Annotated in this window: 15 protein-coding genes; 13 read left to right on the top strand and 2 right to left on the bottom strand. The window is 41.0% G+C overall.

The annotated features are described in order from the left end of the window. Positions 1-57: 57 nt before the first annotated feature. From cysN to rpoS, 12 genes are all read left to right on the top strand, one after another. A complete protein-coding gene (cysN, locus tag P3L56_RS16315) occupies positions 58-1,500 on the top strand; it encodes a sulfate adenylyltransferase subunit CysN (RefSeq protein ID WP_042848935.1) in 1,443 nt (480 codons plus the stop codon). 5 nt (positions 1,501-1,505) lie between these two features. Next, positions 1,506-2,114: an adenylyl-sulfate kinase gene (gene cysC, locus P3L56_RS16310; RefSeq protein WP_094301238.1), complete on the top strand. Its 609-nt coding sequence runs from the start codon at positions 1,506-1,508 to the stop codon at positions 2,112-2,114. Between the two features lie 161 nt (positions 2,115-2,275). Continuing rightward, positions 2,276-2,572: a cell division protein FtsB gene (ftsB, locus tag P3L56_RS16305; protein ID WP_042848932.1), complete on the top strand. Its 297-nt coding sequence runs from the start codon at positions 2,276-2,278 to the stop codon at positions 2,570-2,572. 59 nt (positions 2,573-2,631) lie between these two features. Continuing rightward, positions 2,632-3,384 (top strand): 2-C-methyl-D-erythritol 4-phosphate cytidylyltransferase, encoded by a 753-nt coding sequence (gene ispD / locus P3L56_RS16300; RefSeq protein ID WP_071548561.1) that lies wholly within the window; start codon positions 2,632-2,634, stop codon positions 3,382-3,384. 9 nt (positions 3,385-3,393) lie between these two features. Further along, a complete protein-coding gene (ispF, locus tag P3L56_RS16295) occupies positions 3,394-3,906 on the top strand; it encodes a 2-C-methyl-D-erythritol 2,4-cyclodiphosphate synthase (RefSeq protein ID WP_042848930.1) in 513 nt (170 codons plus the stop codon). After that, on the top strand, positions 3,872-4,930 hold the full coding sequence (gene truD, locus P3L56_RS16290) for a tRNA pseudouridine(13) synthase TruD (protein ID WP_071548560.1): 1,059 nt from the start codon (positions 3,872-3,874) through the stop codon (positions 4,928-4,930). Before ispF ends, truD begins: the two co-directional genes overlap by 35 nt. 400 nt (positions 4,931-5,330) lie before the next feature. Continuing rightward, a complete protein-coding gene (locus tag P3L56_RS16285) occupies positions 5,331-5,669 on the top strand; it encodes a DUF1778 domain-containing protein (RefSeq protein WP_226619145.1) in 339 nt (112 codons plus the stop codon). Next, positions 5,650-6,153, top strand: coding sequence for a GNAT family N-acetyltransferase (locus P3L56_RS16280; RefSeq protein ID WP_198860889.1), 504 nt, complete (start codon positions 5,650-5,652; stop codon positions 6,151-6,153). Before P3L56_RS16285 ends, P3L56_RS16280 begins: the two co-directional genes overlap by 20 nt. A 548-nt stretch (positions 6,154-6,701) precedes the next feature. Next, complete coding sequence (surE, locus tag P3L56_RS16275; RefSeq protein ID WP_042848928.1) at positions 6,702-7,463, top strand: 5'/3'-nucleotidase SurE; 762 nt, start codon at positions 6,702-6,704, stop codon at positions 7,461-7,463. Continuing rightward, the gene (locus tag P3L56_RS16270; protein WP_042848927.1) at positions 7,460-8,086 is read left to right on the top strand and encodes a protein-L-isoaspartate(D-aspartate) O-methyltransferase; all 627 of its coding nucleotides are present in this window, start codon (positions 7,460-7,462) and stop codon (positions 8,084-8,086) included. Before surE ends, P3L56_RS16270 begins: the two co-directional genes overlap by 4 nt. Before the next feature lie 312 nt (positions 8,087-8,398). Next, complete coding sequence (gene nlpD, locus P3L56_RS16265; RefSeq protein WP_048608194.1) at positions 8,399-9,478, top strand: murein hydrolase activator NlpD; 1,080 nt, start codon at positions 8,399-8,401, stop codon at positions 9,476-9,478. 54 nt (positions 9,479-9,532) lie between these two features. After that, entirely contained in the window at positions 9,533-10,519 is a 987-nt protein-coding gene (gene rpoS / locus P3L56_RS16260) for an RNA polymerase sigma factor RpoS (RefSeq protein WP_129467095.1), read from the top strand. Between the two features lie 63 nt (positions 10,520-10,582). On the opposite strand, the gene miaE is transcribed toward rpoS, so the two are convergent. Then, positions 10,583-11,362 (bottom strand): tRNA isopentenyl-2-thiomethyl-A-37 hydroxylase MiaE, encoded by a 780-nt coding sequence (gene miaE / locus P3L56_RS16255; protein WP_042848923.1) that lies wholly within the window; start codon positions 11,360-11,362, stop codon positions 10,583-10,585. A gap of 1 nt (position 11,363) precedes the next feature. Next, positions 11,364-13,931: a DNA mismatch repair protein MutS gene (gene mutS, locus P3L56_RS16250; RefSeq protein ID WP_198860888.1), complete on the bottom strand. Its 2,568-nt coding sequence runs from the start codon at positions 13,929-13,931 to the stop codon at positions 11,364-11,366. 687 nt (positions 13,932-14,618) lie between these two features. On the opposite strand from mutS, the gene P3L56_RS16245 reads away from it, so the two are divergent. Then, positions 14,619-14,801 (top strand): hypothetical protein, encoded by a 183-nt coding sequence (locus P3L56_RS16245; RefSeq protein ID WP_198860887.1) that lies wholly within the window; start codon positions 14,619-14,621, stop codon positions 14,799-14,801. Positions 14,802-14,933: the final 132 nt, after the last annotated feature.

Below are 14,933 nucleotides of genomic sequence, written 5' to 3'. Positions count from 1 at the left end.
TGTGGGGAAGGTTAATACATAACGTCAGGGTCAATACGCAAGGTCAGGAGAAAAATCATGGCACAGGCCGTTTATAACGAATCAATTGCACATCAAATTGAGCAGCAAGGTGGTGTGGAACCTTATTTACTGGCTCAGCAGCAAAAAGGGTTATTACGTTTTTTAACTTGTGGCAATGTAGATGATGGCAAAAGTACTTTAATTGGCCGTTTACTACATGATACCCGCCAAATTTATCAAGATCAGCTCTCAACACTGCAAAGTGATAGTAAGCGTATAGGTACGCAAGGCGAAAAACTGGATCTTGCGTTATTGGTTGATGGGCTCGCAGCAGAGCGTGAGCAAGGGATCACCATCGACGTTGCTTATCGCTATTTTTCCACGGAAAAACGCAAATTTATTATTGCCGATACACCTGGTCATGAGCAATACACGCGTAATATGGCGACAGGCGCATCAACATGTTCACTTTCTATTTTGTTGATCGATGCGAGAAAAGGGGTACAAGAGCAAACTCGACGCCATAGCTTTATCAGTACTTTGTTGGGGATACGCCATCTTGTTGTCGCCGTAAATAAAATGGATCTGGTGGGTTACAGCGAAGCTGTATTTGAGAAGATCAAACAGGATTATCAACAGTTTGCAACAGAATTACCCGTTGAATTGAATGTATGGTTTGTGCCAATTTCAGCGCTTGATGGCGACAATATTGTGAATAGCAGCCATCACTTACCTTGGTATCAAGGCGAAACACTATTATCGATTTTAGAAAATGTTCAAGTGGAACAAAAGGCCGTAGAACAGGCAATGCGTTTTCCAGTGCAGTATGTTAATCGTCCAAACTTAGATTTTCGAGGCTACAGTGGAACGTTATCGTCAGGTATTGTACGGGTAGGGCAAAACATTAAAGTCTTACCGTCGGGGGCGACATCTCAAATTAAACAGATTGTGACTTTTTCTGGTCCACAAGAGTTTGCTATTCCGGGGGAGGCTATCACGCTCGTTTTAGCGGACGAAATTGATATTAGCCGCGGTGATTTATTGGTTGCAGAAAATGAAACCTTACAAGCGACACAACATGCGTCAGTTGATGTTGTGTGGATGTCTGAGCAGCCTTTAGTCCAAGGGCAGCAACTCGATATAAAAGTGGCTGGTAAGCGTAGTCGAGCCAAGGTTGAAAATATTCAATATCAAGTTGATGTGAATAATTTAACGCAAAAAGTTGCCACAGAGTTACCTCTAAATGGAATAGGTTTAGTGGAGTTTTCTTTTGATGAGCCGCTATTGTTAGAAAATTATCAGCGTAATGCGGATACTGGCGGTATGATCCTGATTGACCGGTTAACTAATGTCACCGTAGGAGCAGGGCTAGTTCGCGAGACACAAGCCCCTATTTTTGAGCCAACTAGTGAATTTAGTGAATTTGAAATTGAATTAAATAAATTAGTTCGTCGTCATTTTCCGCATTGGGGCGCTCGTGATGTTCTTGGTGGAAAATAACTATGATGACAAAAGCAAATAATATAGTTTGGCATCAACATGCTGTGACTCGACAGCTACGGGAAAGCAATAATGGGCACAAAGGTGCAGTATTGTGGTTTACAGGGTTATCGGGTTCAGGGAAATCTACCCTTGCAGGGGCGATAGAACATCAATTAGCTTCAATGGGGAATAAAACCTATTTATTGGACGGTGATAATGTTCGCCACGGGTTATGTCGTGATTTAGGTTTTAGCGAAGCGGATCGGCAAGAAAATATCCGGCGGATCGGGGAAGTGGCTAAATTAATGGTAGATGCAGGCTTAATTGTTGCTACTGCATTTATTTCCCCGTTTCAACATGATCGGCAAAAGGTGCGCGATTTATTTGAGCCGAACCAATTTTTTGAATTGTATGTGGATACTCCTGTCAGTATTTGTGAACAGCGCGACCCAAAAGGTTTATATCAACAAGCCCGAGAAGGTAAAATCAAGCAGTTTACAGGGGTTGACTCCCCCTATGAAGCCCCGCAATATCCGGAGCTACAGCTTAATGGTCAACAACCGATTTCAGACTCCCTTTCTCAAATTATTGCGTTATTATTGCGCAATCAAATCATTCAAGTGGATTATTAATTGCCTTTAAATATCCCTCTTTTTTATTAAATGGTAAAATAAGAGGGAATATTTAGTGCATTTAAACCAGACTTATTCTGACTTTTTATCACTATTTTAGTATCACAGTAGCGTCATTCGTTGAGTTATGGGATGATTAGCAAATCATTTCAGGGGGCAAGATGGGTAAATTAACGCTACTATTAATCGCGATATTAGCATGGTTACAATATTCCTTATGGTTAGGTAAGAACGGCATACATGATTACGTACAGGTCAAAGATGATGTTGCTGCTCAGGAAATTGTTAACTCGCGCTTGAAAATGCGTAATGAACAGCTATTTGCGGAAATTAATGATTTAAATGATGGGCAGGATGCGATTGAAGAACGAGCTCGTAGTGAGCTTGGGATGATCAAGCCTGGGGAATCTTTTTATCGGGTGGTTAAAGAAAGTAATAACCAAAAATCCACACAATAATAACGATGCAAAAATGGTATGCCCATTAGCCTGATTATTTCTGATGTAAGAATCTAATAATGATAAATCCAGACAATACCCCACAAACCCGAGCCCTACAAAACAATGACCCTCAAATTGTTGCGCTAATTCCTGCGGCAGGGATAGGGAGCCGCATGAATGCCGATTGCCCCAAACAATATCTACGGGTGGCTGGCAAAACGATCATTGAACATACACTGAGTGCATTGCTAGCAAATAATAATGTTAAACATATTATCATTGCACTAAGCTCAGAAGATGAATATTTTCAGCAGCTAGCTATTTCAACAAACCCTCGAATTACTGCGGTTATTGGTGGAAAGGAACGTGCAGATTCGGTCCTTGCCGGTGTCAATTTTTTAGCGGCGCAACCTGAACTCTCAAATTGTTGGGTGTTAGTCCATGATGCTGCTCGTCCTTGCCTCCACCAGTCAGATTTAAATAAAATTATTCAATTAACAACAGAACAAAACTGCTGTGGTGGGATACTCGCGGCGCCTGTTCGTGACACCATGAAACGCAGTTTAAAAGCCAGCCAGTTAATCGACCATACTGTTGAACGTGAGGCTCTATGGCATGCGCTGACACCACAATTTTTCCCGCTATTATTATTACGGGACTGTCTAAGTAAAGCCTTGAAAGAAAATGCAGTGATCACAGACGAAGCCTCTGCACTTGAATATTGCGGTTATCAACCGGTATTAGTTCCGGGGCGCGCAGATAATCTAAAAGTGACACGCCCAGAAGATCTCACCTTGGCGGAGTTTTATCTTTCAAGAATGAACAATTAAGGAAAAAAAATGAGAATCGGACACGGTTTTGACGTACACAAATTTGGTGGTGAAGGCCCTATCATCATTGGTGGCGTGCGCATCCCTTACGAGCAAGGCCTACTCGCGCACTCAGATGGTGATGTTGTATTGCATGCATTAACTGACGCAGTACTCGGTGCTGCTGCGTTAGGAGATATCGGTAAATTATTTCCAGATACTGACCCTGCATTTAAAGGGGCTGATAGCCGTGTGTTACTAAGGGAAGCCTTTTGTCATGTACGTGCTAAAGGTTATCGTATTGGTAATATTGATATTACCATTATGGCTCAGGCGCCTAAAATGTTGCCGCATATTGCTCAAATGCGGGTCAATATTGCTGAAGACCTTGAGTGTCATATGGATGATGTTAATGCGAAAGCCACGACGACGGAGCAGTTGGGGTTTGTGGGGCGTAAAGAAGGCATTGCCTGCGCCGCGGTTGTTCTTTTAGTCAAAGATAATAGTAATGAAAGCAATGAATGTTCAGTACCTGCATGGTAAGCCGTTGTCTTCTGGTACGCTAAAAAGTGTTCCTGAAGATTTTATTGTCAAAGAAGATTTAGGCTTTGAGCTCGATGGTGAAGGCGAACATGTCATGGTTCGTGTCGAAAAAACAGGGTGTAATACGCTGTTTGTTGCTGAGCAATTAGCAAAGTTTGCTAAAATTTCAGCTAGAGCTGTCAGCTATGCAGGTTTAAAAGATAGGCATGCGGTGACTGAGCAGTGGTTTTGTTTACAAATGCCGGGTAAGGAAACGCCAGATTTTTCTGCATGGCAGCTTGAAGGATGCCGCGTGCTTGCCACTACACGGCAAAAACGGAAATTACGTATTGGTTCCTTGAAAGGAAATCAATTTGAAATCACTTTGCGTGATATTTCAGATGCGAAAGATGTTGAACAACGCTTAGAAAAAGTCGCATTATCTGGAGTACCTAATTATTTTGGTGAGCAACGCTTTGGTCGTGGTGGGCAGAATCTGACCCAAGCATTACGTTGGGCAAACCAAGAGATTCATGTTCGTGAGCGGAATAAACGCAGTTTTTATCTTTCTGCGGCTCGCAGTGCAATGTTTAACCATATCGCGAGTGAACGTATTGCGAATAATACGGTACATCAAGTGCTATTAGGGGATGCATTACAACTAACGGGGCGGGGGAGTTGGTTTGTTGCAACTTCGGATGAGTTATTAACACTGCAAGAACGTGTGTTATCAACAGAGTTAAGTATTACTGCCCCTCTTCCTGGTGATGGCGAGTTAGGTTCGCAAGATGACGCATTAGGGTTTGAAATTCATTGCTTAGAAGATTATCAGCCATTTATGGCTTTAATGAAAAGTGAACGCGCATCTTTGGTGAGAAGAGCCGTTATTATCAAGCCACAGGGATTGCAATGGCAATGGTTAGATAACACGACAGTAAAGCTAACATTTTTCTTAAACTCAGGTAGTTTTGCGACAAGTGTAGTAAGAGAAATTATCAATCAAAATGGGCAGGATAATGCCGATGCTAAAGATTTTATTGAGTAATCTTTATCCATAGGTATCCATAGGTATCCATTGATAGCCATAAAAAACAGGACAACCTTAAGTTGTCCTGTTTTTTTATGGCTCGTACTGATATCTCATACGGATATAAAAATAAAATCCCACAAACCAAAAGACAAAGCGTATAACGTCACTGATAGCGATGGCCGCCTTGTATTTTATTGGTAATTTAGATTAGGGCGTATTGTAGGGTAAATTTAATTGTTATTTATTTGGGGGGCTCGCGTTTTTTAATTAAGTGATCGGCTTACTTTTTTGATGGCGTCATTTTGACGCCGGTAATTATTTGTGCTAATTTTAACCTATGAAGTGAATAAGACCGAAAAGGAAGGTGACAACGACTAATCGAAAAAAAATTTCTAATCCTACTGGAGTTAAAATAATGAATACTAAGGTAATGAAAAATCGAACTAATAAAATGATAAGTAAAGAAAAAATCGAAAACGAAAGAATCACAATAAGAATGCCTAAAGAAAATAAAGAGCTTTTAGATACGGCGTTAGCCCTATCTGGTTTTAGTTCGTTAAGCAGTTTTATAGCGATGGCCGCCGCTAATGAGGCCAAGAAACTAATAGCTGAAAATGCGCTATTAAAGTTGTGTCAACGCGATGCTATAGCATTCGTTGAATTACTTGATAAGCCAACAGAAATGAATGAGAAATTCATAAGGGCGGCTAAAAGACATAAGGAATTAATTAGTAATGGAAATAGTAAAGCTTGATAAGAACATTCATAATAGAGCTGCGTTTGATTGCGGAGAGTCTGACCTAAATAATTATTTAGGTCAGACGGCAAATCAACATGCTAAAAAAGAGGTGGCTCGAACTTTTGTGTTGAGTGACCCAACTCTACCAAACAAAGTAGTTGGGTTTTACGCTTTGTCCATCACCAAAGTTTCATTAACTGAATTGCCGCCTAAGCTTGCATCTTTATACCCAAATGAAGTTTATTGTGCTTTGATATCCCGTTTAGCGGTAGACTTAACTGAGCAAAATAAGGGGTATGGAGGAGTCGTCCTTATTGATGCTGTTAAAAGAATAATAGCGGCAGCTGAGGACATGCCTGTGCCGATGATCATCGTTGATGCAAAAAATACTAAAGCGAAAAAGTGGTACGAAGGGTATGGTTTTAAATCGTTGCCGAATCAGCCTAATCGACTGTTTATGACTGTAAAGGCAGCGCGTGATATGTTAGGGGCTGGATAGCCCTGAGTATCAATATATTGATGAGTTTTGGCCTGCTGCATTTTCTTTCCAGAACGTGTACATTTCCCATATTCCTTCCGAAAAAGAGTAGTTCCCCGCCTTATTTACGCCATTTAATCAGTTCTAACGATTTAGCGTTAAAGTTTTTTGAAGCGCATTCAAATAGTATTTCCCCCGCTGTCCAATATCGTCATTTTAGACGCTAGGGTGCTGAGCAATTCACGCTGATTAATCAGATTATTTAGTTCTTGAATGACCTTATTTTTTCGTTAGGTCTGCAATAGTCACGTTAACAAAAACAGATACTGGCTGGTATTTGGATAGAGTCGCCAATACTAACTAATAACTGTGCCGAAATTGTGACGCAAAAATGAGAGGGGCTGATAAAATAGCAAACTAGCCTAATCACATAATAGTGTTATATCATAAACGTGATGCTGATGCTTTTCAGTGTCATTTTATTGGTCACTAAAAATTTTTAGGACAACAGGCAGGACAATATCCTTGACCTTAAAAATAAACTTCAATTACATCAAAGGATAATGTCGATGCTAAAGATTTTATTGAGTAATGACGATGGCGTAAATGCACCGGGTATCCAAACCCTAGCGGCTGCGCTACGCCAATATTATCATGTTCAAGTGATTGCCCCAGACCGCAATCGCAGTGGTGCGTCGAATGCACTAACATTAGATAAGCCTTTGAGAATTCAAACGTTAAGTAATGGTGACCTTTCGGTACAAGAAGGCACGCCAACAGATTGTGTGTATATCGGGGTAAATAAAGTGGTGCGCCCACGGCCTGATATTGTGGTCTCAGGTATCAATTGTGGGCCGAACTTGGGGGATGACGTGATTTACTCAGGTACAGTCGCTGCGGCTACTGAGGGGCGTCACTTAGGCTTACCGTCGATTGCCGTGTCATTAGATGGAGATACTCATTATGAAAGTGCGGCAAGGGTAACATGTGATATCTTGATGTTGCTGCAAAAGAGCCCTCTGCGTGCGGGTAATATTTTAAATATCAACGTACCTGATATTCCTTATGAGGATATTAAAGGTATCAAAGTGACTCGCTGTGGAAGCCGGCATGCTGCATCTGAGGTATATAGCTTAGAAGACCCGAAAGGTAATATGCTGTATTGGCTAGGCCCTGTTGGTGAAATTCGAGATGCTGGTCCGGGGACCGATTTTGAAGCTGTACAACATGGCTATGTTTCGATAACCCCATTGCAAGTTGACTTAACAGCCTATAAAACGCACACGTTAGTGGAAGAATGGCTAGAAAAATCAGGAGTGCTAGTAAAATGATAACAGGGCTCATGAAAGATCTTTTGGCTCAATTACGCCAACAGGGAATTCACGATGAGCGCCTATTAGACGCAATTTCACTCGTGCCTCGAGAACGCTTTGTGGATGAAGCTCTTTCACATAAAGCCTACGATAATATTCCATTGCCGATAGGCTATGGTCAGACTATTTCGCAACCATACATAGTGGCTAAAATGACCGCCTTGCTGTCTTTGTCACCGAATGACAAGGTGCTTGAAATAGGGACAGGGTCTGGCTATCAAACGGCAGTACTTGCTCATTTAGTTGAGCATGTTTTCTCTGTTGAACGAGTGAAAAGTTTGCAATGGTCCGCAAAGCGGCGTTTAAAACAGCTTGATTTACATAATGTGTCAACTCGCCATGGTGATGGTTGGGAAGGGTGGCAATCAAAGGGCCCTTTCGATGCTATCATTGTGACAGCTGCGCCGACTGAAGTGCCAACCATGTTACTGGAGCAATTGAAAGATGGTGGGCGGATGGTTTTACCTGTTGGAGATAAAGAACAATCTTTAAAGCTCATTACCCGTCGTGGTAATGATTACCATGCTAATGTCATCGAGAAAGTGCGTTTTGTTCCATTAGTTGCGGGTGACCTTCTTTAATCTATTTGCAATGGTATTTATCCATCACCGCACTGGGTAATTTTGTATCATTAGTCTACATAAATACTATTGCGAATACTTCATTAACTCAAATAGCAGTAAAACTATTCTAAATATGATAGTTTAACCCTCTTAAATTGGATAATAGGCTCAAACTATTGAGTCATAATCTCAAATTGTTATATTTTTGATATATTTAACTTGTTCACTATTTTGTATTTCTGTTTTAATAAGTGAAATATTTTATGGTATCTCTATTACTGACATTATTTTGCATTGTCACGTCAGATTTTTCTTCACGGGAGAAGAAGCATGAAAATTGTTAGCCCTATAAGCAGAATTCGATGGGCAGTCATCTTTTCATTTAGCGGAGCACTATTGGCAGGCTGTTCCACGCCTTATCATACGGCAGCACCTATTTCCAGTGTGAATGATAGCCAATCTCGCCAGCCAACGACGCAAAGAGTGGCACCCGTATCGTCATCAAATACGGGGGTGAGTACGGCAATGCCGTCTGCACGCCCAAATTTATCAAGTAATACCAATACACAACCGGTTAGTCGTACTTCATCTTCAGGGCCTGTTACGACCAATGGAGAAGGGCGTATTGTGTATAACCGTGACTACGGCAATATACCAAAAGGCAGTTATAGCGGTAATAGTTATACTGTTCAGCGCGGTGATACGCTATTTTACATTGCTTATATAACGGGTAATGATTTCCGTGAGTTAGCATCTCGAAACAATATTCCTGAGCCATACAGCTTAAATGTAGGGCAAGTTATTAATATTGGTAACACAAATGTGAACTCGAGCACTCAATTAGCCTCAAATTCATCAAATAGTCATCAGCAACCGGTTGATCTTCGAACAACTAATGCGTATCCTGAAAATAGTGGTGGTCAAACTACAGGTAAGATGTTGCCTAATAATAAGAAACCTGCAACGCAAGTTTCAACGACGACAACAGCTCCGACGACCACAACTGCTTCAACCGCAGCTAGTAGTACAAATAATTCGTCAATAAAATGGCGTTGGCCGGCAGATGGGAAAATGATTGAAAGTTTCTCAGATGCTCAAGGCGGGAACAAAGGGATAGATATTGCAGGTTCTCGTGGTCAAGCTGTACTTGCTGCTGCTCCAGGAAAAGTCGTTTACGCAGGTAATGCTTTGCGTGGATATGGAAATCTAATAATTATAAAACATAACGATGACTACTTGAGTGCCTATGCACACAACGATACGTTGCTTGTGCGTGATCAACAGGATGTCACTGAAGGTCAAAAAATAGCCACCATGGGTAGTACTGGAACAAGTTCGGTTAGATTACACTTTGAAATTCGTTACAAGGGAAAATCAGTAAACCCGTTGCGCTATTTGCCGCAGCGATAAACTGGGCGGAATGCTTTGACATTCTGTCCGCATTATCAAGGGTAGGAGTCACTGATGAGCCAAAGTTCGCTGAAAGTTAACGAGTTATATAATGACCTCGACGAAAGCAATTTAGATGATGCATTTGATGAGAGTCAGTTTAAAGAAGAGGATCTAGTTTCAGAGCAGGATGAAGAAATGGATTTACTCCAGAACACAAACCAACGTGTTCTGGATGCCACCCAAATTTATCTCAGTGAAATTGGATTCTCACCGCTCCTTACAGCTGAAGAAGAAGTCTTTTATGCAAGGCGTGCATTGCGCGGTGATGTTGCGTCGCGTCAACGCATGATTGAAAGTAATCTTCGTTTAGTTGTAAAAATATCTCGCCGTTATAATAATCGAGGTCTTGCTTTACTCGACTTGATCGAGGAAGGGAATCTTGGGTTGATCCGTGCTGTTGAGAAATTCGATCCTGAAAAAGGGTTTCGATTTTCGACATATGCAACATGGTGGATACGTCAAACGATAGAACGTGCTATCATGAACCAAACTCGTACAATTCGCCTTCCTATTCATATCGTTAAAGAACTCAATATTTACCTTCGTACTGCACGTGAATTAGCCCAAAAGCTGGACCATGAGCCAAGCCCTGAAGAAATCGCTGAACAGTTAGATAAACCTGTCGAAGATGTCAGCCGGATGTTGCGCTTAAATGAACGTATTACGTCTGTTGACACTCCAATTGCAGGGGATTCAGAAAAATCTTTGCTTGAGGTATTGTCTGATGATAATGATTCAGGTCCAGAAAATACAATTCAAGATAATGATTTAAAAGAGAATATTGTTAAATGGTTATTTGAATTGAACCCAAAACAAAGGGAGGTTTTAGCACGACGTTTTGGGCTTTTAGGTTATGAAGCAGAAACTCTGGAAGAGGTTGGGCGCGAAATTGGGCTCACTCGAGAAAGGGTTCGTCAGATCCAAGTCGAAGGTTTAAGGCGGTTAAAAGATATTTTACATGGTGAAGAGCTGACATTAGAAGCATTATTCAACATGTAGAGCACTAACTAGGTTAGTTATTCAAAATCCCTATAGATGAAAGTTTATAGGGATTTTTTTATATCAATATGCACGAGTTAAAGTGATTGGTACACCACTATGAAACTTAAAATCATCATCAGGGGTAGAAATTAGTTCAGCTTCAATAATACCAAAGTAATTAATACGTTCAGTGATATCCTGTTTGCTAATTAATTGCGCTAAGTGTAAATAATCTTGGTAATGACGTGCCTCAGAACGCAATAATGAAATATAAAAGTTAGCCAGTTGCTCATCTAAATAAGGTGCCAGTTTCGCAAAGCGTTCACATGAACGGGCTTCAATATAAGCACCAATAATGAGTTTATCAACCAAGGTTTTAGGGTCATGAGGGCTAATATAGCTAAATAAGCTTTTTGCATAACGCCCTGCGGTTATCCCATCATAGGGAATATTCCTTTGGTGCATAATTTCAAGAACTTGATAAAAATGGTGAAGCTCTTCTTTGATAAGCAATACCATTTTATCAATTAAGTCTTGGCTATAAGGCGATTGTTTTTTCGCGAGTATTTGCTTGGAAATTTGGTTTTTATTTTTTAACGTATATATATCGCCAATTCGATCATAAGCGAATGCTTCATAGGGTTTAAACCATTCAAGTAATACAGTAGCACTTTGCTTATCTACCGCATATTTGCGAATTAAAAACATGGCACTTTGCGCGGCTTTTAGTTCGCATAATAGGTGGTCTTTTAAAATAATGGGTAAGCTTTCAGGTAAACATGCTTTTTGCACCCAAGCATCGGGTGTTTCACATTGCAAAAACTGGCGGATTGGCGCCAGTAATTGTTGATACTCATTCATGTTATATATTCATGTCCTTTAAACGATAAATCCAATCAAGGGCTTGGCGAGGTGTGAGTTTATCCGGGTCAATATTGTCTAATGCCGCTAGTGCGGGTGAGGGCTCGGCTTCTTCTGTGGTTAAGAAGCTAAGTTGCGCACTATCAACATGGCTGGTATTGGCATTATTGGAGATAACCTCAAGTTCTTTCAATTTCTGTTTAGCTCGCTTGATGACATCCTTAGGGACACCAGCAAGAGAGGCTACTGCTAGGCCATAACTTTTACTGGCGGCACCATCTTGGACATTATGCATAAAGGCAATAGTATCACCGTGTTCAATGGCATCAAGGTGGATGTTGACAGCACCTTCGAGCTTTTCTGGCAGTGTAGTTAACTCAAAATAGTGGGTAGCAAATAATGTCATTGCTTTGATTTTATTCACTAAGTTTTCAGCACAAGCCCAAGCGAGTGAAAGCCCATCATAGGTGGAAGTCCCTCGTCCTATTTCATCCATTAATACTAAACTATGTTCAGTTGCATTATGGAGAATATTCGCTGTTTCAGTCATTTCAACCATGAAGGTTGAGCGGCCAGAAGCAAGGTCATCAGAAGCCCCAACACGGGTAAAGATCCGGTCAATTGGACCAATAACCGCTTTACTCGCAGGCACAAAGCTACCGATATAGGCTAGCAATGTGATCAATGCAGTTTGGCGCATATAAGTACTTTTACCACCCATATTTGGCCCTGTGATGATCAGTAGGCGACGCTGCGGTGACAGTGATAGAGGGTTAGATATAAAGGGTTCACTCAGTACTTGCTCAACAACTGGGTGGCGGCCTTCAGTAATCTGAATACCTGCTTTTTCAGTGAGTTGTGGGCAAGCATAGCCTAAAGTATCTGCGCGTTCAGCAAGGTTTGCTAATACGTCTAGCTCAGCTAGTGCTTCTGCACTGGTTTGTAATTCAGCAAGATGAGGAAGTAACATATCAAATAGCTCATCATATAATGCTTTTTCAATTGCTAACGCTTTCCCTTTTGATGTCAGTACTTTATCTTCATATTCTTTTAATTCAGGAATAATATAGCGTTCTGCATTTTTTAGGGTTTGACGACGAACATAGTGGATTGGAGTTAGGTGGCTTTGACCTCGGCTGACTTGGATATAGTACCCGTGCACCGCGTTATAACCAACTTTAAGTGTGTCTATCCCCAGTTTTTCCCTTTCGCGAATTTCCAGTTTATCTAGGTAATCTGTAGCACCATCTGCGAGTGCACGCCATTCATCGAGTTCACTGTTATACCCTGGGGCGATGACGCCGCCATCACGAACTAAGACTGGCGGAGCATCGATAATGGCTCTTTCAAGTAACGCTTGTAGTTCGTCAAATTGGCCAATCCGTTGTTGTAAATCTTGCAAGTAGGCGCTATTGGATTGCCCCAAGATTTGATGAATATCTTGGTATTGTTGGAAAGCATGGCGCATGCGCGTTAAGTCACGAGGCCGTGCAGAACGTAACGCAAGACGGGCCAATACACGTTCTAAATCCCCAATTTGACGTAAAAAAGGTTGCAGTTCAAAACCACATTCCTGTAGAGCCCCAATAGCTTGCTGGCGGTTATTCAAGACTTGAATGTTTCTTAAAGGTGTATGCAGCCAGCGTTTTAACATGCGGCTACCCATTGGGGTGACACACATATCTAAAATTGCGGCAAGGGTATTTTCTGTACCGCCGGCTAGGTTTTGTGTGATCTCTAAATTTCGACGAGTTGCTGCATCCAAAATGACATTATCATTTTGTTTTTCCATCACAATACTGCGAATGTGGGGTAACGAAGTACGTTGTGTATCTTTCACATATTGCAGTAAACAGCCTGCTGCACGAAGGGCTCTGTGGGCATTTTCGACGCCAAACCCGACTAAGTCTTTGGTACCAAACTGTAAGCCAAGCTGCTGTTTTGCCGTATCAAGTTCATATTCCCATAATGGGCGACGACGTAACCCTTTATTATGTTCAATAAGTGACATGCTAGCGAAGTCTTCTGGGTACAGTAACTCAGCAGGGCGAGTGCGCTGAAGTTCAGCTTGCAGTGCTTCTTCGTCGGCAATTTCGCTAATAATAAAACGCCCAGAGGTAATATCTAAAGTGGCATAACCAAAACCTTGTGGGTCTTGCCAAACCGCAGCCAGTAAGTTGTCTTGCCGCTCATTTAAAAGAGCTTCATCAGTAATGGTGCCGGGGGTGACAATGCGTACGACTTGGCGCTCTACCGGCCCTTTGCTTGTTGCTGGATCGCCAATTTGTTCGCAAATTGCGACAGACTCACCCATTTGCACCAATTTGGCTAAGTAGCCTTCGGCGGCATGGTGAGGAACCCCAGCCATTGGTATAGGTTGCCCCGCAGATTGCCCGCGTTTAGTGAGCGAGATGTCCAATAATTGAGAGGCTTTTTTTGCATCATCGAAGAAGAGTTCGTAAAAATCACCCATACGATAAAACAGCAGTATGTCTGAATGTTGTGCTTTTAGTTTTAAATACTGCTGCATCATGGGGGTGTGGGATTCGAAACTTTGCTTATCAGTCATTGGGTTGTCTATATTAACGTGTTGAATTAACTTGATTCTATATTTATTGATTGCTTCATAAGACCGCATAATATCTTATAAAATCTCACAGAATCCCGTATATAAGTCTAGGTTAAAATGTGGGTTGTTATTAACCATACAGTATAATGGGCATAACAAAACTGACAACCTACACTTTTCATTAAAAATCTTTAATTATCTTATAGTCAGCGCTAAACAAGGTAACATTTATGAGTCAAAAGCATCCAGCAAAACCCTTATCAATAGAAGCCATTTAGGAGAGGGAACCTAAAAGTAAAGATGCGGCTGATAAAGGTAAAAATACAGGTTTACCTGTATTTTGTGGTGCAACAGACATTAAGATATTTTTCTACCATTATAGTAGCTCAGTTACACATAAACTTGTACCGCTAAAAGCCAGTAATTTTCCTCAAATCTCGCTGGGTGAGGTGAGAATTCAACTACTAGAGTTGAAACAGTTACATCAATTAGGAGGATGCTCTGTCACTGAGCTAAAAGAAGAAAAACAGCATAAAAATAGGAACAGCAACAGCCAAAAAAACGCAGTTAACAGTAAAAGAACTTGTTGAGCTTTATTTAGTTGATCGTATCGAAGATCGTAAAGGCAAAGACGGTAAAACGATTTTTGGCTAAAGAAAGAATAAAGGGTAAATAGAAGTTTGTCGTATGCTTGAAGCCGATGTTGTTCGTGTTTTAGGTGAGCTTATGGCTCATGAAGTAACCCGAAAAAATGTGATAGAGCTTGTGCGTGAAATTGATGGACGAAGCGCTAAGGTTCAAGCAGGTAATGTATTGCGTGAACTGTCAGCAGCTTATGAGTTTGCAATTGGGCTAAATCGTATTATCTAATAAATTCATTTAATGCTGTGAAATGCTTTTTTTTGTGATTAAACTCTCACTTGTGCAAATTTATGTTATCAATACTTTGTTAATTTTATTTAAGCATTTAAAAATAGCCAAAAATTAGACTTTCTATATAAA

The sequence above is a fragment of the Providencia sp. PROV024 genome (assembly GCF_032709665.1).
GTDB classification, from domain to species: domain Bacteria; phylum Pseudomonadota; class Gammaproteobacteria; order Enterobacterales; family Enterobacteriaceae; genus Providencia; species Providencia huashanensis.
The sequence above is the reverse complement of the archived record's forward strand: the minus strand, read 5'-3'. Positions and strand labels throughout refer to the sequence as shown.